This window comes from Pseudomonas fakonensis, assembly GCF_019139895.1.
Lineage (GTDB): Bacteria > Pseudomonadota > Gammaproteobacteria > Pseudomonadales > Pseudomonadaceae > Aquipseudomonas > Aquipseudomonas fakonensis.
Window position 1 is genome coordinate 345750 of sequence record NZ_CP077076.1, and the last position, 21008, is coordinate 366757.

Below are 21008 nucleotides of genomic sequence, written 5' to 3' on the forward strand. Positions count from 1 at the left end.
GACCATGTTCACCCGCAAACCCCTGATCAATGCCTCCCAGGCCCGTACCGCACTGCTGCTGGCCGCAGGTTTCAGCACCGTGCTGCTGGCCGGCTGTGCCAGCTCGCCGGCCTCCAAGGTAGGCGCCACCACCAAGGTCGAGTACTACCCCAACTGCTACGAGCCGGTGCAGCACCTGCGCAGCACCGACGGCGACATGACCCGCTCGGTGGCCACCGGTGCGGTGATCGGTGCCCTCGGCGGCGCCCTGGCCGGCGCCCTGGTGGATGACGAAAAACGCGGCCGCAACGCCGCCATCGGCGCGGCGGGCGGCGCCTTGGTGGGCGGTGCTGCCGGCTACTACACCGAGCGCCAGAAGCAGATCACCGACGACAAGCAGCGCATCGCCTCGTACGCCACCGACATCAGCAAGAACGCAGCCGACGTCGACCGCACCACGGCCTACGCCAAGTCCTCCCAGGCTTGCTACCAGCGTGAGTTCACCAGCCTGATCGATGGCCGCAAGTCGGGCCGTATCAACGATGCCGAGGGCCGCAAGCGCCTGGCCGAGATCGTCTCGGGCCTGCAGGAGTCGAACAAGCTGCTGACCGCGGTCAACGGCCGTTTGGGTGAGAACCTGAACAACTACACCCAGGCCTACGAGCAGGACCTCAAGCAGGTGGGCGTGCAGCGCACCGAGGTGGTGGCCGTGGCCGAGCCGCCGAAGGTTGCCACCACCGGTAAGAAGAAAACCCAGAAAGTGCAGCCGGCCAAGGTCAACAAGAACGTGCCGCAGGAGGCCGTGGCCACCGAGAAGACCCTGCAGAACGCCACCACCAAGCAGGCTGAGGCGCAGCAGGTGGCCAAGGCCGGTAACGACCAGGTGAACGGCATGTGCCGCAACCCGGACATGGGCGACTGGGCACCGGTGCCTTGCCCGAACGTTTGATGATCTAAGGCCTCACGGTGGCCGTGGGAGCGGGCTAGCCCCGCGATGGCGTTGGTGAAACCACTGATGCCATCGCAGGGCTAGCCCGCTCCTACGAGCCCTGGAGGCCGTGGATTGTGTGAGGATTTGCTTGTGACAGACCTTCTGGTCAATTCCCTGGCCAACAGTTCCCAGTTCCTGGCCCGCCAGCGCATCCAGGCCCGGATCAACCTGCCGCAGATGTTCGCCGCCATCGACGCCGACCCGCGTATCGTCGGCGCCGGGGTGGTGTACATCGACGCCGAATACAACGTGATCACCCTGCGCGAGTTCCAGCCGATCTGCAGCATTCGCCCCAAGCGGGTGATCCTGCGCGAGATCAAGAAGTACCAGACCCCCGCCCAGTACACCGAGCAGTTGCAGACCAACCCGCGTGAGTCGCGGGTGGTGAAGGAGGCGGTGAACACCACGCTGTCCTGTGCCGGTGCGGTGATTGGCTGGTTCGTGGTGTTCAGCGGCACCATCGCTGCGCCTTTTTCTGCGGGTACCAGCCTGGTGCTGACCTACGTTGGTGGCGCCGCAGCGACCGCCAGCAGCATCCAGTGCGGCATCGGCATCATGCGCACAGTGCGCGAAGTGACCAACCCGGCGGCCAACGACGCGCTGGACAACAGCCAGTGGTACCAGACCGCATCCCTGGTGCTCGATGGCGTATCGCTGCTGGGCGTCGGCGCTTCGGGCCTGACCACTCTCAAGTACCTGCAAGTGCACAAAGCCTCTACTGGCCGCAGCTGGCTGGAGCTGACCAAGAGCCTCAGCCGCCAGCAGCGCAAGGCGCTGACCGACGAGTTGCTGTCGATCAAGCACCCGAGCCTCACTGCCAAGCAGCTCAAGCTGGAGCAGGCCGCAGGCAACCTGACCAAGCGCTACACCCCGGCGCAGATCAACCATGCCACGCAAACCCTGCTGCGCGACTCGCTCGGCGCAACGTTGGGCTTCGCCGGGAGTGGTTCGGTGCAGAGCATTGCCGTGGGGCTGTACGAGGAATTCGAATGATGAAGCCCGGCGAGTTTCAAGGGTTCATGCGCCAGTACTTCCCGACCTTTCTGTTGGGCTTTTTTATCTGTGTGGTAGCGGCTGCGTTATCGCTGGTCTTGTGGGTGGATGAGCACTGGTTCAATCACCCCGACAACCCGCTGTACACCCTGATTTTCAGCGCTGCGCTGATCGTGCCGCTGTGCATCGGGCACTTCGCGATGATTCGTGGTCATGCATGGGCGATGTGGGTGGTGTTGCCGGTGCCGGGGGTCTCCCTGTTGCTGGCGCTGAGCCTGTTCGGCAGCGGCCTGCCTGCAGTGTTGTTGGCGATCGTTGTGGCGCTGGCGTTGCTGGCGCTGCTGGTGTTCAACAGTGCGCGGCATCGGGAGATGCGCCGACGGTTGGTGGAGTTGCGTCGGCAGCGGTGAGGCCTTGGAAGGCAACCTGAGATCTGTAAGGAAACATACCTATGACAGCATTCATGCCCAACCCATTGGGCAACACCACGCAATATCTGGCGCGCCAACGCCTGTTGGCGCTGATCGACTCGCAGAAGTTGTTCAAGGCAGTCGATGCCGACCCAGGCATTGTCGGTGCGGGGGTGGTGTGGATTGATAGCGATTACAACGTCATCACCCTGCGCGAGTTCCAGCCGATCTGCAGCCTGCAGCCTAAACGCCTGATCCTGCGCGAGACCCCGCGCTATCTGTCGCCGGAGCAGTTCAAGGCCAAGATCGAAACCGATCCGCGCGAGTCTGGCGTGCTGTGGGAAGCCTTCAATATGGGCCTGGCCTGTGGCAGCGCCTATCTGGGCTGGCTGGTCATGGTCAACGGCACCATGGCCGCGCCCTTTACCGGTGGCGCCAGCCTGGTGCTGACTGTGCTGGGGTATGCAGCGGCGGCGGCGGGCACCGCGCAATGCGGTATCGGGTTAGTGCGCACAGGTTTCGAGATGTACGACCCTTCGCTCAATGATGCACTGGACGGGGATGACTTCTACAACGATATCTCCTGGATGCTCGATGTGGTGGCGCTGGCGGGGGTGGTCAGTACCGCCAAGAGCACGGTGCAGTTCATTCTGGCGCGCAAACGTGCCACCGGCCAGAGCTGGCGCCAGTTGACCAAGGCACTGAGCCGACAGCAACGCAAGGCGCTTGCCACTGAACTGCTCGCCCTTGAGCATCCCACCCTGACGGCCAGGCAGCTCAAGCTAAGGCAGGCGACAGGGGCGTTACCCAAGCGTATGACGCCGACCCAGGTCAACACTGTGACTACCACACGTATCCAGGATGCCACTGGCGGGGTATTGGGGCTTGTCGGGAGCGGCTTGGTGCGTCGCGGGTTAAGTGAAGTCAAAGGCCTGGCAATTGGTTTGTACGAGGAAATAAAGGAATGAGGCGCAGTCCAGAGTTCACTGAATTCGTCAGGCGCTACTTTGGCGTTTTCATAGGCACCTGGTTTACCTCGCTGGTGGCGGTGGCGTGGAGCTTCGTGCTGGTGTGGGGTACCTGGTTCAGGGCGGGGAGCAAGGATGAAATGCGCGCGACCTTGGTCGCGCTGTTGGTGGTCTTCATGCTTGGCCATGGCGCGGTAGTGCGTGGACGGGGGTGGGGGGCGTGGATTGTGGCGGCGATGTGCGTGGCCTGTGTGGTGCTGGTAATCGGGACCTATGGGCAACGCCCGCATCTGTTTCTGTTCAGCGCAAGTGTTGCGTTTGCCTTGGGGACATTGCTGTTGCTGAACAGCAGGCGCTATCGGGAAATGCAGCAGGTGTTGGCGGAGCATCGGCAAAGACGTCAGGCTGCCCGTTGCCGTCGATAGTGACATGCGGATGTTGGTATGAAGGCTTTTACAAGGAAATGGTCAGTTGAATCGCGGCCCTGAGTTTCAAGAGTTCATGCAGCGCTACCTCTCGAGTTTCATAGCTGCGAACTTTTTATCGCTCTACGCTTTTGCGGCGACCTTTTGGTTGGTGTGGCACACCTACTGCTGGACCTGTACACGAGAGACGGTATTTCCCGTCAGCTTCTTCACGCTGATCATCATTCTTGTCACAGCGCATGCCGCTGTGGTGAGAGGACGCAATTGGGGCGCCTGGCTGGTCGCGCTGTTTTGTGTGTGCAGCATCATCATCGTATTGCCAACCTACAGTTACCGGCCGCACTTGTTTATCTATTCAAGCGCTCTGTTCGCTGGGTTGAGCACGCTTCTAGTGCTCAGCAGCAGAAAATACCGAGAGATGTGTGTGCAGCTTTTCGAGTATCGGCAAAAGCGTAAAGCCGACCGGGTAGCTGTGGCCAAGCGCCCCAAGGTCATTCGGCAGCGCGGGCGCTGATTTGAGGAGGTAGTTGGCGGAGCATGGGGCGCACGGGTGATGCAGTACCCTGTAGGAGCGGCCTTGCGCCGCGAAAGGCGCGCGTAGCGGGCCCGGGATTTGCGCATCATGCAAGATTGCCGGGCCTGCCATGCAGGCCTTTCGCGGCACAAGGCCGCTCCTACAGGACTGCGCCAGCCTGAATGCTGTGCTGTCCCCGTGGGTGCGGGCTCGCCCCGCGCTGGGGTTGGCGCTCAGTGGCGCCGGTTGCGGGCGATCTCGATATCGTTCATCAGCGCCTTGGCCAGGGCGCTGAGGTAGTCTGCGGCGCCCAGCAGTTTGTGGTCATCCTCGGCATCGCCTTCGCGGATCAGGTGCTTGATGTAGCCCAGCAAAATCGACACCTGTTCGTAAGCATCGTCGATGGGGATGCCGGGCATCACCCGTAGTAGCGGCAGCGGCGGGTTGCCGGCCTCCAGCAGGGTTTCGACGCCGGCGGTTACGGCGGTGGGTTCGGCCATGTCATGCCTCGCTTCTGAACAGGGTCATGTCCAGGCGGCCCAGCACGTGCTCGCCTAACGCCCGGGCGATATCGGTGGCGTGGGCGGCGTTGGCGAGCATGCTCAAGCCCGGTTCGCCTGCGTGGTTGCGGCAGTGTTCGTCGATGGTTTCCGAGACGCCGCGCAGCAGCTCGTTGAGGTGCATGAGGGCATCGGGCGGGTACATGTCGGTGCGGACGGTGAAGAAGGGGGTGAGGGGGAGTTTGCCCAGGGGTGGGTCGGGGACGATTTTTTTCATGATGCAGCTCCAAGGTTCGCTTCAAGGAGCTGCCACGTCGACCTTCTCACGGGTAGAGGGTGGCAGCCGTGCGTGGGGTGAGAAACCGAGGGAACCTTGGAAAACTCGGCCAGGCAAAGCCTGCCCGCGCACGGCTGCCATGACGACTCAGCCGCTGAAGGATTCCCGACGGGTTCTCACGCCCGGTCACCTGATGGCGACCCGAGGACGTTATTCCCGAGGTGAAAGACCGGCAACGGTGAAGCTTCTGAGTCGCGCGTAGGATAGGTCTGAAGCTGCTCGATCTCGAAGCATTTGGTAGCAGGTTCGGAAATGTCGTACAGATTTGAAGCTGGCGCCCCAGCGGTTTCAGGCCATGCACCTGGATGCCTCGATGCGATCTGAAGGCATGCACCTGTCAGCCCTGATGCCCTGGCAAGACATGCACCAAGGCGGACACCGGTACTTTCGCAGGAGTAATTGGCCCGAAATAAACTGTGGGAGCGGGCTTGCCCGCGAAGCGCCGCGCGGGCGGCGCTCGATCTTGAGGGCGCTGCAAGGCTTTCGCCGGGCACTTGTATGCCTTGATGCAATTTCAAGACATGCGTCTGTATGCCCTGATGCAATCTCAATACATGCCCATCCAGACCGGCTGGATTTTCAAAGCATGCAGTTACATGCCTCGGTACTGCTTGGATACAGGGGCCAGGCACACCCCTGAGATTACCTGAACCATGGCTACCTCGACCGCATGAGGGCTGCAAGGTGTCCGCCGAAAGCCTTGCAGCGCTCTCAAGATCGAGCGCCGCCCGCGCGGCGCTTCGCGGGCAAGCCCGCTCCCACATTTGTTGCAACGTGGCCATGCCTGTCAGGCCATGGTTGCCCGCCTGGTGCATGTCTTGAGATTGGATCAAGGCTTGCAGATACATGCCTTGAAATCGTATTTGCGCCCAGGTAGCTCGCCCGCAAGATCCCGCATCACATCTCCCCGGCCCAATCCACCACCCTGACCATAATTTCCCACGAGCCGCCCATTCGTCGCTTCGGTGGGTATAGTGTTGATAGATAGCTTGTGGTGGTTATACTAACCACCGCTGCGTACAACCCAAGGACAGGGTTAATGAACAGCCGCGAAATGATTTCGGTGATCGAGGCCGATGGTTGGTACCTGGTGCGTTCCAAGGGTAGCCACCACCACTTCAAGCACCGCCACAAGCCCGGGCTGGTGACCATCCCGCACCCGAAAAAGGACCTGCTGGCCGCCACTGCGGCCAGCATCCTGCGCCAGGCGCGCATCGGTTACGCCAGCTGACCAGGAGAACCACTGCCATGTTGTTTCCCATCGCCATCCTTGCCGGCGACGACCAGCACGCCTGGGGCGTTGAAGTACCGGACATTCCCGGCTGCTTCTCGGCCGGTGAAGACCTCGACCATGCCATCGCCATGGCCCGCGAGGCCATCGAGGGCCACCTCGAACTGCTGGCCCAGGACCAGCAGGAGATCCCCAAGGCCAGCACCGTGACCGTGCATGCGGCCAACCCTGACTACGCCGGCTGCACCTGGGCGCTGATCGATATCGATATCACCCGCTACCTGGGCAAGGCCGAGAAGCTCAACATCACCCTGCCGGCGTATCTGCTGACCCGTATCGACAGCTATGTGCAGAACCACCCCGAGCACAAGAGCCGGTCGGGGTTTTTGGCCGAGGCGGCGTTGCGGATTTTGCAGGGGGATTGCAAGTAGGCGGGTTGAGCGCCTTTTGGGGTGCTGCTTTGGGTTGCCTGGGCTGGCCTCATCGCCGGCAAGCCGGCTCCTACAGGTATGGCGCCGGGCTGAAGGAGGCGGGATGTTCAGCCGGCGGGGCCGCCTTTGGGCAGCAGCACGCTGGCCCGCAGGCCGCCGCCTTCACGGTTGTTCAGCACCAGCTCACCGCCATGGCTGGCAGCAATGCGCTGGGCGATGCTCAGGCCCAGGCCGTAGCCGCCGGAGGCCTGGTTGCGTGAATTTTCGCCGCGTACGAACGGGTCGGTGACGGTGGCCAGCAAGGCCGGCGCGATGCCGGGGCCACGGTCGTCGATGTGGATGTAAACACCGGTGATCGCCGTTTCCAGCGTGACTGACACCTCGCGGCCATAGCGCAGCGCGTTGACCAGCAGGTTCTGCAGGCAACGCTGCATCAACAAGGCATCCACCCGCACCTTGCCGGCGTGGCCGTGCACCGGCAGTGGCTCATCGCTGCTGGCAAGGTCGGCGCACAGGCGCGCCACCAGGCGGTCGAGGTCTACTTCCTGCAGGTTCTGCTGCTCGCCGGCACGCAGGTAATCCAGTACCTGGCCGATCATGCCGTCCATCTGTGCGATGTTCTGGCGTAGCCGTTCCTTGTGTTCGCCGTCCTCCAGCCGCTCCAGGCGCAGGCGCATGCGGGTCAGCGGGGTGCGCAGGTCGTGGGACACGGCGGCAAGGAAGTAGGCCTTGTCGTTGACCATGGCGATCAGCCGCTGCTGCATGGCATTGAAGGCCAGGGCGGCGTGGCGCACTTCCTCGGGGCCATCCAGCGGCAGCGGCGCCTGCTCGAGGTTGCGGCCAAGGCCTCTGGCGGCTTCGGCCAGGCGGCGCACCGGGCGCAGGCACAGGCGTACTGCCACCAGGCACACCAGCAGCACGGCGACAATGCGCAGGGCGTACACCCGCAACAGGTAGTCACTGATCAGCACCCAGGCCGATTCGCCGCTCCAGCCTTGCAGCTCTTGCCCGTCGATGGTCAGCCAGTGGCCATCGGCCAGGGGCACGGCAAACTCGATATGGGCCTGGGCGGTGCGCAGGCCGAACAGGCTGCGCCAGACGATGGGCTGGCCCAACTCGTCGGTGAGCTGCACCTTGAGCAGGCGCACCTGCGGGTCGCGGCCCAGCTCGTAGGCCAGCGCCTGGTGCAGCAGCAGCTCGATGCGCCGCCGGCCACGGCGCTCGTCGTGCTGTGCCTCGGGCAGCGACTCGGCGCAGCGCAGCTGATAGTGGCGCGGCACCTGCAAGGTGCCGGCGTGGCATTGCGCCTGGGCGATCAGCGGGGCGCTGCGCGCGGCGATCAGGCGCACCGGTGCCTCCAGCACCTGGGCAAAGCGCACATCGAACCAGATGCTGCTGGACATCAGCTGGATCACCAGGGTGCCGCTGACCATGATCAGCAGCAACTGGCCGAACAGCGTGCGTGGCCACAACCGGCGCAGCAGGCGCACCTCAGGCCCCCGACGCTTCGCGGCTGAGGCTCAGCAGGTAGCCCTCGTTGCGGATGGTGAGAATCTGCGCGGCGTTACCCGGTGCGCGGCGCAGTTGCTGGCGCAGGCGACTGATGCACATGTCTACCGAGCGGTCGTCGGGCAGGTGGTCGCGGCCGAACGCGCTGCGCGTGAGGTGATCGCGGGACACCACGCGGTTGTTGGCCTCCAGCAGCTCGCGCAGCACCCGGTAGTCGGAGCGTGGCAGGGTCAGGGCCTGGCCGTCGGGGTGGGTGAGCAGGCGCTTGACCGGGTCCAGGCGAAAACCTGCGAACAGGTGGGGTTCGGCGTCGCTTTCCTCGGTTTGGGCCTCCAGGCGCTGCGGGCGGCGCAGCACGGCCTTGATCCGGGCGATCAGCTCGCGCGGCTCGAAGGGTTTGGCCAGGTAGTCGTCGGCGCCCACCTCCAGGCCGATGATGCGGTCCAGGGTACTGCCCTTGGCCGACAGCATGATTACCGCAAGGCCCGGCACCGCCTGCAACTGGCGGCACAGGCTCAGGCCATCTTCACCGGGCAGCATCAGGTCGAGCACCACCAGGTCGACCTTCAAGCGCGCCAGCTGTTCGCGCATCTGCTCGCCGTCGGCGGCCGCCAGCACGTTGTAACCGGCTTCGGTGAGGTATTCACAAAGAAGTTCGCGGATCTCGTCGTCATCGTCGACGACCAGCAGGGTCATGCTCATTACTGATGTACCTGTAGAGGAGAGCTTGTGCGCTGGTTACGTCCTATTACATGCCCGTACATGCCGGGCATGGAGCGCAGAAGGCGGATGCCTAGAATCGTAACAAAAAATCATCTGCAAATACGAAGTCTTCCCAAACGGTACGCCAGCACATCATGAACGACGCATTCTGCATGACCCGAGGCGGCAGCCGCCTCACCCCGCTTGCCTTCTTCGTCGCCTTCGGGCTTTCCGGTACTGCCATGGCCGCCGATGGCCAGGCGTTGGTGCTGGACGCGACCAACATCGACAGCAGCGCGCTACCGGTGGCCGACGATGCCGGGCAAATCGGCTACACCGTCGAGAGCACCCGCAGCTCCACGGGCCTGAAGCTGACCCCACGGCAGACCCCGCAGTCGGTGACCACCATCACCCGCCAGCAGATGGACGACCGCGGTGTGCAGAACATCGAGCAGGCGCTGGAAACCACGCCCGGCGTCAGCGTCAGCAAGAGCGAGGTGGGCGGGCGTACCGACTTCCGCGCCCGGGGTTACTCGGTGAGCAACTGGAAGGTGGACGGCCTGCAGTTCCAGGGTGGTTCGGACTTCAACAGCGGCGGCAACGCGCTGAACATGGACCTGTACGAGCGCATTGACATCGTGCGGGGCGCCAACGGCCTGCTGGGCGGCACCGGCGACCCGTCGGCCACCGTCAACCTGATCCGCAAGGCGCCTACCCGCACCTTCGGCGGCAGCGCCTACGCCACCTACGGCAGCTGGGACAAGCGCCGCCTGGGCGCTGACCTGAACCTGCCGCTGTCCGAGGACGGCCGCCTGCGTTCGCGCTTCGTGATGACCCAGGAAGACGCCAACTCGTTCCGCGACAACCAGTCCAACCGCTCCCGCGCAGCGCTGGCCAACTTCGAGTTCGACCTGGACGACGCCACTACTCTGGGCGCCGGTTACCAGTACGAGTACAACAAGGTGGTCGGTGCTGGCTGGGGTGCCAACATTCCGATCTGGTACGGCGACGGCAGCAAGACCGACCTGCCGCGCAGCAGCAACGTGGCGCCGAGCTGGAGCTTTGGCGAGTACATCACTCGCACCGCATTCGGCTCGCTGGCGCACCGCTTCGACAACGACTGGAGCCTGGACCTGAAAGTGGCCCAGAGCACCAGCGAGGTGCTCAACCACCGTGGCCTGGCCAAGGTCAACTCGACCTCGGGCGGCAACTACGGCGGCTATTGGAACCAGGATGGCAGCGGCGCGGTGCTCAACGGCCTGCACAGCTCGGTCGATACCACCCAGCAGTCGGCGCAGATCGACCTGTCCGGGCCGTTCGAGCTGTTCGGTCGCAGCCACCAGGCGATGGTCGGCTACAACGACAGCCGCACCGTGGCCTGGTCGCCGGAATACAACTGCACCATGATCGGCGACGGCATCAGCCGCGCCGGTGCCCGTGGTTGCCAGTTCCGCGCCAACAATGGCCTGCCGATCAGCGATTGGGGCAATGGCGTGGATGAGGACTACCAGCTGCTGACCTCGCAGACCGGTCGCCACACCAAGACCACCACCCGCCTGCAGGGCATGTACGCCGCCACCCGCCTGAGCATCACCGACCCGCTGTCGGTGATCCTCGGCGCGCGGGTGACCGATTACTCAGCCACCACCCTGGCCCTGGACGGCACCCGTACCAACCAGCAGAACAACGGCATCGTCACGCCTTACCTGGGCGCGGTCTACGACCTCAACGACACCTACTCGCTGTATGCCAGCTACACCGACATCTTCAACCCGCAGACCCAGGAAACCGTCAGCGGCGGCCGGGTCGAGCCGATTCGTGGCCAGAGCTACGAAAGCGGTATCAAGGGCGCCTGGTTCGATGGCCGCCTGAACGCATCGGCGGCGTACTTCCTGACCAAGCAGGAGAACAAGGCGGTGCTGGCCGACGGCCTGTCGACGCCGACCGGCGGCGATGCCTACAAGGCAGGTTCCGGCCAGGAAACCGACGGTATCGACCTTGAAGTGGCGGGCGCGCTGACGCCGAACTGGAATGTCTACGCCGGCTACACCTACCTGCACTTCCGCCGTGTGGACAGCGATGGCCGCAGCGACCCGTCGCACCTGTTCAAGGCCTCGACCACCTACCGTCTGTCCGGCCCGCTGGAGCGCCTGACCCTGGGTGCCGGGGTGACCGCGCAGAGCAACATCCGCGCGCTGTCCAGCCCGGCCGGCCAGCCGACCAACGGGGTCAGCCGCAGCTCGACGGATGTGAACTGGTCCGGTTATGCGATCTGGAATGCCATGGCCAAGTACCAGGTGACCGACGATACCGCCGTCACCCTCAACGCCAACAACTTGTTCGACAAGCACTACTACACCCGTTACGGGTTCTATGCGGGGGCGATCTACGGCGACCCGCGCAACCTGGCGTTGACGGTGAGCACGTCGTTCTAAGTAGAAAAGCCCGCTGATGCGGGCTTTTTCTTGTGAGGTTGGTTGATTTTTGATCGAGTCACGTATACGTTACATGACAACTGATTTGTAACGCATACGGAACATGGACTCTTCACTGATCACCGATCGCCTGGGGGCGCTTATTCGAACTCGCCGCCTCAATCGCGGGTTGACCCAGCAACAGGTCGCTGCTTTGGCGGGGCTCACCCGGCAGAAAGTCATCGCCGTAGAACAGGGCAGCTTTTCTGTTGCCATGGGCGCTTACGCCAAGGTGCTGGCTGCGCTTGATTGTGAGCTGCAGGTGGTGCCAGCAGTGATGCCGACGCTTGACGAAATTCAGGGGTTGTTTGAATGAACGGATCGCTCACTGTCAGTACACCGGAGGGTGGCAGCGGGGCTCTGTTGCAAAGCGCAGGTGACTTTCTTTTTCGCTATGCGCCTGATGCGGACCGGCGCGCGGCACTCAGCTTGCTGATGCCGGTGCGTGCAGAGGAGTATCGCCACCGCGAGTTGCACCCGGTGTTCCAGATGAACCTGCCGGAAGGTTACGTGCTGGAGCAACTGCGCAACCGGCTGGCCAAGGTCGTGCAAGTTGACCCTATGCTTCTGCTGGCGTTGTCCGGCAGCAGTTCGCCGATCGGGCGTGTCCATGTCAGTTCTCGATCAGTCGATGCTTTATTGCGGCGTCAGCAATTCCCCGGCGAAAAACTGCGAGACATCCTTGCTTGGGATGGCTCGGAAGACATCTTCGCTGACCTTGTCGACCGCTACATCCTGCGTGCAGGAGTGTCCGGGGTACAGCCCAAGGTACTGGTCCCGGAGCAGTTCGACCCGCTGGCGCAGCGGTTCACCTCGAAAACGTCCGAGTTGATCATCAAGAGCGGGCGCGACGAGTACCCGGGGTTGGCGATCAACGAGTACCTGTGCATGTCCATTGCACAGGCGGCCGGAATCCCGGTACCGCAGTTCTTCCTTTCCGATAACGCCCGGTTGTTCGTGATGCGCCGTTTCGACCGTGATGAGCGTAACAACCCGATCGGCTTCGAAGACATGGCCGCACTCATGGGGCTTGCCGCAGACCAGAAGTACAGCAAAAGCTACGCCGCTATCGCCAAGGCCATTCGGCTTTTTTGCGCACCTGAGTATGTTCAGGCGTCGTTGCAACAGCTGTTCGCGATGGTTGCCTTGAGTTGCATCGTCGGTAATGGCGACGGGCACTTGAAGAACTTCGGGTTGCTGTACTCCGACCCATTCCAGCGCGATGCGCGCCTGGCGCCTGCCTACGATATCGTCAATACCACGGCCTACATTCCAGAGGATGTGTTGGCGCTATCGTTATCGGGAAACAAGTCCCTGTTCGCATCACGCCAGGGTTTGTTGGACTTCGCGCAATCGTGCGATGTGAGCAACCCTGCGCAGGTCATCCTTCATCAGCTCGAGGCGATGGAGCGGGTGTTCAAGGCAGAAACGGACCTGTGCGAGCAAGCGCAGCACGTGGTGCTGGCGATCAAGGCGAGTGCATTGCCGTTTCTCCAGACCTTTGGCTGAGGAGCCAGCCCTGCTGGCTGCGCAGTAGGGCAGGTAACTGAAGCGTGGGAGCGGGCATCGCATGGCCTTCAGGCATTTGCTGTACCTGTAGGAGCCGGCTTGCCGGCGATCACCGGCACAGCCGGTGCCAGCTTCGCCTGTGCCGGCCCTATCGCCGGCAAGCCGGCTCCTACAGGGGACGCGCTAGATTTTAGAAATTGAACAAGTCAGTTGCTCCCACCTACTTCAGTGAGGCGCTTCAGACCACGCTCTCCCGCTTGAGCTTGCTCACATGCCCATGCCCCGCGGCTTGCAGGCGCTGTACCAGATCATTGCGTGCCTGCCCGCCGCCGGCGCGCACGTAATCGAGCTCTGCCGCAGTCATCAGCACCACCGGCACCAGGGTCACCGGCGACAGCGGCATGTCCGCCAGGTGCGTGGCAAAGTCCGGCGCCGGCCCGCCCACCAGCACGCCCAAGCAGTCATCCGCGCTGATGAAGTGCGCCGGGAGCTCATCGCCCATGCAGGGCGACTGGCTTACCCCGGGCAGCTCCAGTGAAAGCACCCCATAGCGCTCCAGCTGATGGCCGATGCCACCAGCGTCGGCCACCGTGGAGGCCACGGTACGCACCACATCGAAGGCCCAGGTGCGCATGAACGGGCTGACATCGCCCGGGGTGCGGGCTGCTTCAGGGAAGTCGGGCGATTCGATGAACAGCTCCAGCTCAAAGCCGTTGCCGCCGCCTTCGACATCGTCGAACGGGTCGCTGAGCCCGTCGGTGGCCAGCACAATGCTGTTGACCCGGCGCACCACGCGGTAGGCCTGGCGGGTGGAGGGCCAGTGCGGGCCGCCCATCAGGCTGGGGCTGATCATGTAGCCGAGCACGTCCTGCTCGACTTCGCCGACGCTTTGCCAGTGGCGGTCCAGGCGTGCGCAGCCGGCTTCGCGGGCGGCCTGGTTGGCGGCTTCGGCGGCGGTCATGGCGGGTTCTGGCGCTGGCGCGGTTGGCTGTTCAGCTGCTTTCGGGCGCTGCAGGCCGAACAGTTTCTTGAAGAAGTCCATGGGCGGTCCTTGCGGGTATTTGGGCGACCGCCATGGTGCCGTGTGCCGCCCAGGTGCTCAACCGCTGCCTGGCTGCAACGTGACCGGCTTGGCGTCCAGCGGCGTTTCCAGCCCGTTGTCGAAGCTGTCCCAGTCTTCGCCGAACAGCTCGGCCGGGTGCATGGTGCGGCTGGCGCCATTGCCGCAGGCCAGCGCACTGGCCGCGCAGTACAGGTCGCAACCCCAGCAGATACGCTCGGGGTGGCTGGGGTTGGCGGGGAATTTCTTGGCCATGGTCTCCCTCCATGAAGTGGGTACCTGAACCACAGGCTATGCCGCCCATGGCCAAGGGGCATGACATAAATCAACGCCTCAGCGGATCGGGCCAGGCGCTTCCAGCTGGCTCATCAGTTCGTCGTCCCATTGCCCCTGCACCTGCACATGGGCCGCAGCCCCCAGCATCACCGCCTCGATCAGGTTGTGGTTGAGGTAGGTGTACAGCCCGGGCTGGCGGAAGGTGTACAGCGCCGCACCGGCTGCGCCGCCGGGGATGAACCAGGTTTCCAGGTTGCGCTGCGGCGGGTTGGCGAACTTGCCCGAGGCCCACACGTAGTCGCCATGGCCGCCGATCAGGTGCGGGCGGGTGTCGCGGTTGGCCTGGGAGTGGACGATCAGCACCGTCTCGCCCACCTTGGCGCTGAGCGCATGTTCGCCGGTCAGCGCACCCACGCTGCCGTTGAACACGATGTGCGATGGCACCAGCCCTTTCATCAGTTGCTGCATGTCGCCGAAGCTGGCGATGGGCGTGGGGTAGCGCTTGAACTTGCCGTTGCTGTCGCGGGGGATGTAGTAGTCCTGCTCGCCGATGTACCACACCTTGTCGTAGTGCAGTGGCCGGCCCTCGGGGTCTTTCAAACCATCGCGCGGCAGCACCATGATCGCGCCGTTCATGCCGCACACCACATGCCAGGGGATCATCACCCCGCCCGGTGCGCAGTGGTACACGAACACCCCGGCGCGGTCGGCCTTGAAGCGCAGCTTCACCTGCTGGCCCGGCTGCACATGGGTCAGCTCACCGCCGCCCAGGGCGCCGGTGGACGCGTGAAAGTCGATGTTGTGCATCATGCTGTTGCTGGCCGGGTTGACCAGGGTGAGCTCGACCTGGTCGCCCTCGTGCACCACCATCAGCGGGCCCGGCACCGAGCCGTTGAAGGTCATGGCGTGGATGTAGGCGCCCTGGTTGTCGACCGCCAGCTCCTTCTCCTCGATGACCATGCGGAACTCGACGATGCGCGGCTGGCCGGGCGCCTGTTGGGTGTGGGCATGCACCTGGGGTGGGGCCACCAGCTCGACCTTGGCCCGTTCCATTTTCGCCAGGGCCGTTGCCGGTTTTTGCTGTGCTGGCGTTGCTGCCCGCGCCTGGTTACTGGCCAACAGGCTGGCACCAACGCCCAGCAACACGCCGCCGGCAAGGATGCCGCGCCGGGTCAGGGCTACTCCTTCTTGCTCGCTCATGGGACTTCTCCGTAAGTCGACGAAAGCCGTCGCGCTTATGGATAACCGTATTTTGTGTGCGGTTTATTGAGCGAAAACAACAAGTGGGGTAGTGGCGGGGTGATGGCGTTGCTTGGGCGGGCTACGCTGACAGGTAAAGGTTGCCAGCGTGCAGCGGCTTCAGGGGAGCGCAGGGCGTGAGCCGGTTTGTTTGTTTTGAAGGGGTTAACCATCGACAGTATGTGGTCAGTGTGGACCACATCATTGCGCTGTATCCGCTGGCGCAGGAACGCAGTTTTGTTAAGGGTGGGGTGGTGTTGGTGAGTGGGTTGGGGAAGGAAGGGCGGAATGTGGCGCTGGAGGTGGGGGGAGGGGAGATTCGGCGGTTGCAGAAGGTTTTGATGCAGGGGTGAGGGGGGGGTTGTGGTTGTGGCGATAGGCGGGTGCTTTGGTGTCAGCTGAAACAAAAAAAGCCCACTTTGCGGTGAGCCTTTTGAGTACTGCGTATGGTGGCACCAGGAGTCGAATTTAGTATTAAGTTACTGAAAATAAAGAACTTTAATTTTAAGTTTTTGTGTAGTACCTCGTTGTTTATCCTTTTAGGTCTCGTAGCTGTTCAATTTTTGAACACTCTCTTGGTGTCTCAGGCTCTCCTGTCTTGAAAAAGGGCCCTGTGGTACCTATAGCAGGTAAACCGTCGTGACTCTCGCGGCAGCGCCCTCTTTGTTTGAAGGCGATTCTTAACGTTCAAATGGAAAATTCTGACTGATTGGCAAAGGGACCTGGGCTGCCTACTCGAACGACTTTTCCTGCTTGGTCGAGGTCAGATTGCTGTGGAACGATGCCGTTGCTGCTGGGTGATGGAGGCGCTTGGTTATGCCGGTCACAGAATCAGTGACTATTTAGCTTGAAGCAGCCTCCAAGCTGTGCGATAGAAAGCTTGGGTGATGACGAATGGCCACTAGACGTAGGGGCGGAATTGAGTACAATCCGGCAAATTTTTGGATGTGGCTTATGCTACGCTGCAAGGAAGATGCATGTTCAAGCACCTGTATGCGTTCCGCTTTGACCGACCACTGTCTGTTGGACGCAACAAAGCGTGTCTAATTGAGTGTGCCGACATGACGAATCAACGGACTGAAGCCATCGTGAAATTCAGTGGGTGTGAATCGGGTCGTACGGGGCTGATCCGAGAAGCTTTGACGGCGTTTTTTGCTCGAGATCTTGAAATCCCAATTCCCCGGCCGCTGCTGATCGAGATCGTTGACGGGTTCAGTGCGGGACCTACGCACCGGGTCTACGATGAACTCATCGCAAAAAGCTCCAGATTTGCATTTGGATCGACAGCATTGCCGCCGGGTTTCACCATCTATGCGCCCGCTACGCCTCTCCGTGGTCCTATTGTACAGCGAGCCGCTAATTTATTCGTTTTCGACACCTTAATTGCAAATTGTGATCGGACTCCTAAAAATCCGAACTGCCTTATCAAAGGCGAGAATGCGATAGCAATTGATCATGATTTGGCATTCATGCTTGATGCACTGTTCTGGAAAGAACCGTGGAGGCTTGGTGGTGGTGATGAGCTTGCTGCACCTGATAAGCATATTTTTTGGGGATTGGCGAAAGCTCATAAGTTTGAGTTTGACGAGCTCAAAGAAAAGTTGTTAGAAATCAGTGATGAGCGTCTAGAAGAGTACATTGATGCGCTTCCAGAAGACTGGAAAAGCGGTAATGATTCCGCACCTAGAATTATCGAGTATATAAAGTCTTTGCGGGATAATGCAGACGCTACTTTCTCTGAGATTCAGAGGGTATTGCAATGAAATTAAGTACGTATGAATTCGCGGTTTTGAGATATGTTCATGATCGTGTTACTGGCGAATTTATTAATTTTGGCATAATTGCATACTGCAAAGCCAAGAGAAAGCTTTTGACGCAGTTCAAGACGCGTACTGCACGACTTTCAGCTGTTTTCCCCGATATGGATAGGCATCATATTAAGTCTGTTGCTAGGCATATATCTTCAGCTATAGATATAGAAAGCGAGAGGCTGCAGAAAGAATTGATATTTGAGGACGTCACGCTAGAGAGTGTGATAGGACGAATATTAAAGCGTGATGACAGTTCGCTTCAGTGGAGTGATGTGTCTGCAGGTGTGACATTCAGCTTTGAGGAAGAAGTGGACAGGATTTTCCATCGCTATGTCACTTATCATGACTCTCCTGCAGTAAGAGAACGGCGTACAGAGCAAGATATTTGGCGCGACTTTGAGAAGAAGCTCAAAAGTTTTTCCGCTGTTGAGCGTTTTGCACCTAAAAAAATATCCGTGCGTGATGATGAGTTAGAGTTTAAACATGCTTGGAAAAATGGGATATGGCACTGTGTGGAGCCGATCTCATTTGATTTGTCTGATGCAGATAATATGAAGGATAAAGCGCACCGTTGGCTAGGTCAGATGACTAGCATTCAAGATGCTCGAGAAGAGTTTAAACTCTATATGTTAGTTAGTAAGCCGCAAGATGAGGGGCTCGCTGCCGCCTTCGAGAAAGCGGTCAAGATTCTAAATAAGATACCAACCAACAAGGAACTTATTTTTGAAGAGGATGCTAGCAGCCTAGCGGATGCGATGATGATGAGGATACAGGATCATGATCACCAGGGGAGTTCGCATTGATTAGGGTTTTGCACATTTTATGTGACTGACATTTGTCGAGTGGTTGATCATGCCGCCGACAAATTGCATCCTCGTCTTATGTGGTTATAGTTCTTTGAACTGTAACTCACTGGTTTCAAAGATTTTTCCTGGGATTACATTGGTCGTTACAGGAGAAACTAAATTTTCAGGCGCAGGGCCTGATTGGTAGCTCCCTGCGCGGCAAGAGGTTTCCCCTGAATTTAATCTTAATCATGTGAAATTTTGATTTAGGGCGCTTACTAATTTCAAAGTTTTCCAGTCTCAGCACTGAGACGGAGCGCTCTGTCAGCAGGCGTGAAATTTCTAATCGTAGATGCCTGAGAGTTGAAGGTATGCTCGAAGCACTCCGTCTTTTTCTCTGTCCCAGAATCTGGCTAGTGAGAACCTGATCCGAGTGCCGGCAGCTATTGTAGAAGGCAGATCTGCGAGAGGCCGTACTCCTACGTACTTTATCCTCTTTGTCGAGGTTCCCCATGAAAAATGTTCGAAATAGTCGCCGCTCTTAACAAGTGCGCAATTTAACGTGGCGATTTGGACACTATAGTTTGTTGTGTTGCTAGGTTCCATATGGGCGCTGCCATCCCATATAAGCTTGCCGTCAAATATATCGTCAAGGCTCAAGTCCTCGTCGCAGAGTGAGGATATCAACGTATCGAAATCCTCGTCATTCAAGTCGCCAATATATGCTGACTCATAAACAGCGGCGTCTTCTGTGTGCGGTGGCCGAATGTTGTAGTGTGGTGCGTACGTAATTTGGTAGCACTGGCCAATTTGGTAAGGAGCGTCTGAAGCCAGCCTCTGAGCTTTGTCATCTAATAGGCGTAGCATTTTGCGGTTAGATCTATCCCAAGCACCTACGCATACACCTCCGGTCATTGAGGTCTTGCTTAGTACAACAATATTTGTTGTTACGGCCATAGCTTTCCCTATCTATAAGAATTCCTTGATTTCAAGGAGCTTTCATCCGAAAATAAATCGTTTCCAAGAGTCGAGTTTATTACATGCTTGATTACTGTTTCCTGGTCTTCAATATGTCCTAGCTTGTTGATGTGTAGCATGGGAATGTTTTGTTCGCTCAAGGAGCTACCTATGAGCTTGCTTCGGTGGCAATCGCACGGATCTATTTCACTGCACATGCATGCTATTTTTATTTTTTTTTCGTTCGCAGATGTAAGTCTTGCCAGACCTTCTTCGTAGAAAGACATTCCTTTCACTTTGTTATAGACGACATGTCCTTTCTCGTCGTAGCACGATGGCTCTGAGGGAAGTCCTCCCAGTTTATCTCCTAAGAATAAGTATCCAATTCCGCTTTGGTTAAGTAGTTCGTGTAGCTTCTTTTGATTGAACTGAGGGTGAAATCTTGACCTTGGTTTCGATCGGACATCAACTACATATTTTATTTCATAAATGTTTAATAGATTTATGAAGTCTTCGATTTTTCGACCTCCGTGGCCGATACTATAGATGTACGCATTTTTTTCAGTCATGATTCTTCCATCAGAAGGCAGCAGTCATATCCCACTCTAGCCTTAAGCGTATCAGAAGCTTAAATGGAGATCTTCAGTCTCCGGCTACTACGTTTTGGTTGATGGGCGGTTCTGTTGCAACAGCAAGGTTGCCAACGGATGGAGCAAGGGAATTATTTGATAGTAGCAAAGAGACACTATTAATCAACCCTCCCTTGATCTGATTGACTCGCGACTCAGATGCGAAGCCCTCGATTTAGCCAAATCTTGGGCTTCTCATTTCCCCACGTCATCCCGCCAAGAATGTTTAGTGTTATCAGGAATCAAGGCCCCTGCGACCTGTGGGGAATGTCCACTACGCGGGACTGGCGGCTCCTTACGTCCGGGAGCAAGGGCATCTCATGATCTGGCCTCCTGAGCACCGTTACCGGTGGGCGGGTGGAGGCTGCATTGGCTGACGAGACCAGTGCCGCGAGATCCTGAGCCGGGAGAACGCAGCGGTGCGATGACCGGGGCATGCCTGACTGTCAGTCAGGTGCAGTCCATTCCTTGGTCTGCGGCACCATCATCTGCATGGCTGTTGCTGGTGACATCGGCGTTTGTCACGAAGGGAACTGCGGCTGAGCCATGTGCGATCAGGGCTGCAGCAGTGTCAGGAGCGCCCGTCTCTTTCCAGTGAAAGAGACGGGCGCAGGTTGGCGCGAGCGAAATGGCCAAGCGGATGGGCTGCTGCTGAGCAGATGGGTAGGGTGGTTGCCGCGGGAGCAACGAAACGGCAGCCCGGCATTCCGATGTGTGTATGTGGCCAAATTTGCTGACATGGTCGTCGTGCTGCATTCATTCGTGAAAACGACCAACAGGTCCGACCGCCACGCGATGCAGGTCGCGCAAGAGCGGATGAAGGAGCTCAAGCACGAGCTGCGCAAGATGGGGTACAGGGTTTAGCTGCCAGGCGCTGGAGTGATGACGATCTGGGGAGGTGAACCGGCGTCGTTCGAGGGTAGGGCCAGGCTGGTGCGAAAGCCGAGCTTGTCGAGCATGTCCATCATGGCGTCCAGGGTGAACTTCTCGATCTTGCCATTCGCCAACTCGGATACCCGGGACTGGGTTACGTTCAGCCTGGCTGCGGCCTCGTGTTGTTTGAGGCCCATTTTTTTGATGCAGTCCGTGATGAAGATGGACAGGTCCATTTTCAGGGCCATTTTGCTGGCTGTCTCGGCATCGTGGGTGGCGTGGAAAGGGCTTTCGTGGAATTGAAGCGCCATTGGCTGGCCTCAGCTAAATTATCTAAAATTTACGATAAAATCGTAGCTGGGCATGATGGGCAAGTCAAAGTGATTCTTTTTGAGGATGTGTCTG

General features: G+C 59.7%; 25 protein-coding genes. 15 read left to right on the forward strand and 10 right to left on the reverse strand.

All coding sequences use genetic code 11. The features are described 5' to 3' along the window. Positions 1-4 precede the first annotated feature (4 nt). The 6 genes from tagQ to KSS94_RS01480 all read left to right on the forward strand — a co-directional run bounded on the left by tagQ (position 5) and on the right by KSS94_RS01480 (position 4280). Positions 5-928 (forward strand): type VI secretion system-associated lipoprotein TagQ, encoded by a 924-nt coding sequence (gene tagQ / locus KSS94_RS01455; protein WP_217841342.1) that lies wholly within the window; start codon positions 5-7, stop codon positions 926-928. 132 nt (positions 929-1060) lie between these two features. Then, positions 1061-1963 carry an Ssp4 family T6SS effector gene (ssp4, locus tag KSS94_RS01460; RefSeq protein WP_217841343.1) on the forward strand — a complete coding sequence of 301 codons (903 nt, stop codon included), beginning with the start codon at positions 1061-1063 and terminating at the stop codon, positions 1961-1963. Continuing rightward, positions 1960-2373 (forward strand): hypothetical protein, encoded by a 414-nt coding sequence (locus KSS94_RS01465; protein ID WP_217841344.1) that lies wholly within the window; start codon positions 1960-1962, stop codon positions 2371-2373. Before ssp4 ends, KSS94_RS01465 begins: the two co-directional genes overlap by 4 nt. 41 nt (positions 2374-2414) lie before the next feature. Next, the gene (locus KSS94_RS01470) at positions 2415-3341 is read left to right on the forward strand and encodes an NAD synthetase (protein WP_217841345.1); all 927 of its coding nucleotides are present in this window, start codon (positions 2415-2417) and stop codon (positions 3339-3341) included. Further along, complete coding sequence (locus KSS94_RS01475) at positions 3338-3766, forward strand: hypothetical protein (RefSeq protein WP_217841346.1); 429 nt, start codon at positions 3338-3340, stop codon at positions 3764-3766. The genes KSS94_RS01470 and KSS94_RS01475 overlap by 4 nt, the downstream gene beginning before the upstream one ends. A 76-nt stretch (positions 3767-3842) precedes the next feature. Beyond that, on the forward strand, positions 3843-4280 hold the full coding sequence (locus KSS94_RS01480) for a hypothetical protein (RefSeq protein WP_217841347.1): 438 nt from the start codon (positions 3843-3845) through the stop codon (positions 4278-4280). 233 nt (positions 4281-4513) lie between these two features. Here the strand turns inward: KSS94_RS01480 and KSS94_RS01485 are convergent, their stop codons facing one another. Both KSS94_RS01485 and KSS94_RS01490 read right to left on the reverse strand, forming a co-directional pair. Further along, a complete protein-coding gene (locus tag KSS94_RS01485; RefSeq protein ID WP_217841348.1) occupies positions 4514-4780 on the reverse strand; it encodes a DUF3077 domain-containing protein in 267 nt (88 codons plus the stop codon). A gap of 1 nt (position 4781) precedes the next feature. Continuing rightward, entirely contained in the window at positions 4782-5057 is a 276-nt protein-coding gene (locus KSS94_RS01490; protein ID WP_217841349.1) for a hypothetical protein, read from the reverse strand. 1099 nt (positions 5058-6156) lie between these two features. On the opposite strand from KSS94_RS01490, the gene KSS94_RS01495 reads away from it, so the two are divergent. Both KSS94_RS01495 and KSS94_RS01500 read left to right on the forward strand, forming a co-directional pair. Continuing rightward, positions 6157-6348, forward strand: coding sequence for a type II toxin-antitoxin system HicA family toxin (locus KSS94_RS01495; protein ID WP_217841350.1), 192 nt, complete (start codon positions 6157-6159; stop codon positions 6346-6348). A 17-nt stretch (positions 6349-6365) separates the two neighbouring features. Then, the gene (locus tag KSS94_RS01500) at positions 6366-6779 is read left to right on the forward strand and encodes a type II toxin-antitoxin system HicB family antitoxin (RefSeq protein WP_217841351.1); all 414 of its coding nucleotides are present in this window, start codon (positions 6366-6368) and stop codon (positions 6777-6779) included. A gap of 107 nt (positions 6780-6886) precedes the next feature. Here KSS94_RS01500 and KSS94_RS01505 read toward each other — a convergent pair whose 3' ends face one another. Further along, complete coding sequence (locus tag KSS94_RS01505) at positions 6887-8269, reverse strand: ATP-binding protein (RefSeq protein WP_217841352.1); 1383 nt, start codon at positions 8267-8269, stop codon at positions 6887-6889. Between the two features lies 1 nt (position 8270). Next, complete coding sequence (locus tag KSS94_RS01510) at positions 8271-8990, reverse strand: response regulator (protein ID WP_217841353.1); 720 nt, start codon at positions 8988-8990, stop codon at positions 8271-8273. A gap of 155 nt (positions 8991-9145) precedes the next feature. Between KSS94_RS01510 and KSS94_RS01515 the strand changes: the two genes are divergently transcribed. The 3 genes from KSS94_RS01515 to KSS94_RS01525 all read left to right on the forward strand — a co-directional run bounded on the left by KSS94_RS01515 (position 9146) and on the right by KSS94_RS01525 (position 12973). After that, positions 9146-11425, forward strand: a complete 2280-nt coding sequence (locus KSS94_RS01515) for a TonB-dependent siderophore receptor (protein ID WP_217841354.1) — start codon at positions 9146-9148, stop codon at positions 11423-11425. A 103-nt stretch (positions 11426-11528) separates the two neighbouring features. Then, on the forward strand, positions 11529-11780 hold the full coding sequence (locus KSS94_RS01520) for a helix-turn-helix domain-containing protein (protein WP_217841355.1): 252 nt from the start codon (positions 11529-11531) through the stop codon (positions 11778-11780). Then, complete coding sequence (locus tag KSS94_RS01525) at positions 11777-12973, forward strand: type II toxin-antitoxin system HipA family toxin (RefSeq protein ID WP_217841356.1); 1197 nt, start codon at positions 11777-11779, stop codon at positions 12971-12973. The genes KSS94_RS01520 and KSS94_RS01525 overlap by 4 nt, the downstream gene beginning before the upstream one ends. 238 nt (positions 12974-13211) lie before the next feature. Here the strand turns inward: KSS94_RS01525 and KSS94_RS01530 are convergent, their stop codons facing one another. The 3 genes from KSS94_RS01530 to nirK form a co-directional block, all read right to left on the reverse strand. Next, positions 13212-14015 (reverse strand): suppressor of fused domain protein, encoded by an 804-nt coding sequence (locus KSS94_RS01530; protein WP_217841357.1) that lies wholly within the window; start codon positions 14013-14015, stop codon positions 13212-13214. A gap of 57 nt (positions 14016-14072) precedes the next feature. Continuing rightward, the gene (locus KSS94_RS01535; RefSeq protein ID WP_217841358.1) at positions 14073-14288 is read right to left on the reverse strand and encodes a DUF3079 domain-containing protein; all 216 of its coding nucleotides are present in this window, start codon (positions 14286-14288) and stop codon (positions 14073-14075) included. 78 nt (positions 14289-14366) lie between these two features. Beyond that, positions 14367-15509 carry a copper-containing nitrite reductase gene (nirK, locus tag KSS94_RS01540; RefSeq protein WP_217841359.1) on the reverse strand — a complete coding sequence of 381 codons (1143 nt, stop codon included), beginning with the start codon at positions 15507-15509 and terminating at the stop codon, positions 14367-14369. Between the two features lie 176 nt (positions 15510-15685). Here nirK and KSS94_RS01545 point away from each other — a divergent pair, with 176 nt between their 5' ends. The 3 genes from KSS94_RS01545 (at position 15686) to KSS94_RS01555 (ending at position 18162) form a co-directional block, all read left to right on the forward strand. Further along, a complete protein-coding gene (locus KSS94_RS01545; protein WP_217841360.1) occupies positions 15686-15901 on the forward strand; it encodes a hypothetical protein in 216 nt (71 codons plus the stop codon). 624 nt (positions 15902-16525) lie between these two features. Next, positions 16526-17311, forward strand: a complete 786-nt coding sequence (locus KSS94_RS01550; RefSeq protein ID WP_217841361.1) for a HipA family kinase — start codon at positions 16526-16528, stop codon at positions 17309-17311. Continuing rightward, the gene (locus tag KSS94_RS01555) at positions 17308-18162 is read left to right on the forward strand and encodes a DUF3037 domain-containing protein (RefSeq protein ID WP_217841362.1); all 855 of its coding nucleotides are present in this window, start codon (positions 17308-17310) and stop codon (positions 18160-18162) included. Before KSS94_RS01550 ends, KSS94_RS01555 begins: the two co-directional genes overlap by 4 nt. Before the next feature lie 324 nt (positions 18163-18486). On the opposite strand, the gene KSS94_RS27465 is transcribed toward KSS94_RS01555, so the two are convergent. Together KSS94_RS27465 and KSS94_RS27435 are read right to left on the reverse strand one after the other, a co-directional pair. Continuing rightward, on the reverse strand, positions 18487-19101 hold the full coding sequence (locus KSS94_RS27465; protein WP_437179988.1) for a dual OB domain-containing protein: 615 nt from the start codon (positions 19099-19101) through the stop codon (positions 18487-18489). Positions 19102-19109: 8 nt separating this feature from the next. Continuing rightward, complete coding sequence (locus KSS94_RS27435; protein ID WP_217841363.1) at positions 19110-19670, reverse strand: DUF488 domain-containing protein; 561 nt, start codon at positions 19668-19670, stop codon at positions 19110-19112. Positions 19671-20276: 606 nt separating this feature from the next. Between KSS94_RS27435 and KSS94_RS01565 the strand changes: the two genes are divergently transcribed. Then, a complete protein-coding gene (locus KSS94_RS01565) occupies positions 20277-20594 on the forward strand; it encodes a type II toxin-antitoxin system RelE/ParE family toxin (RefSeq protein ID WP_225935826.1) in 318 nt (105 codons plus the stop codon). On the opposite strand, the gene KSS94_RS01570 is transcribed toward KSS94_RS01565, so the two are convergent. Then, a complete protein-coding gene (locus KSS94_RS01570) occupies positions 20591-20914 on the reverse strand; it encodes a helix-turn-helix domain-containing protein (protein WP_217841364.1) in 324 nt (107 codons plus the stop codon). The two genes, KSS94_RS01565 and KSS94_RS01570, sit on opposite strands and share 4 nt — an antisense overlap. Between the last annotated feature and the right edge of the window lie 94 nt (positions 20915-21008).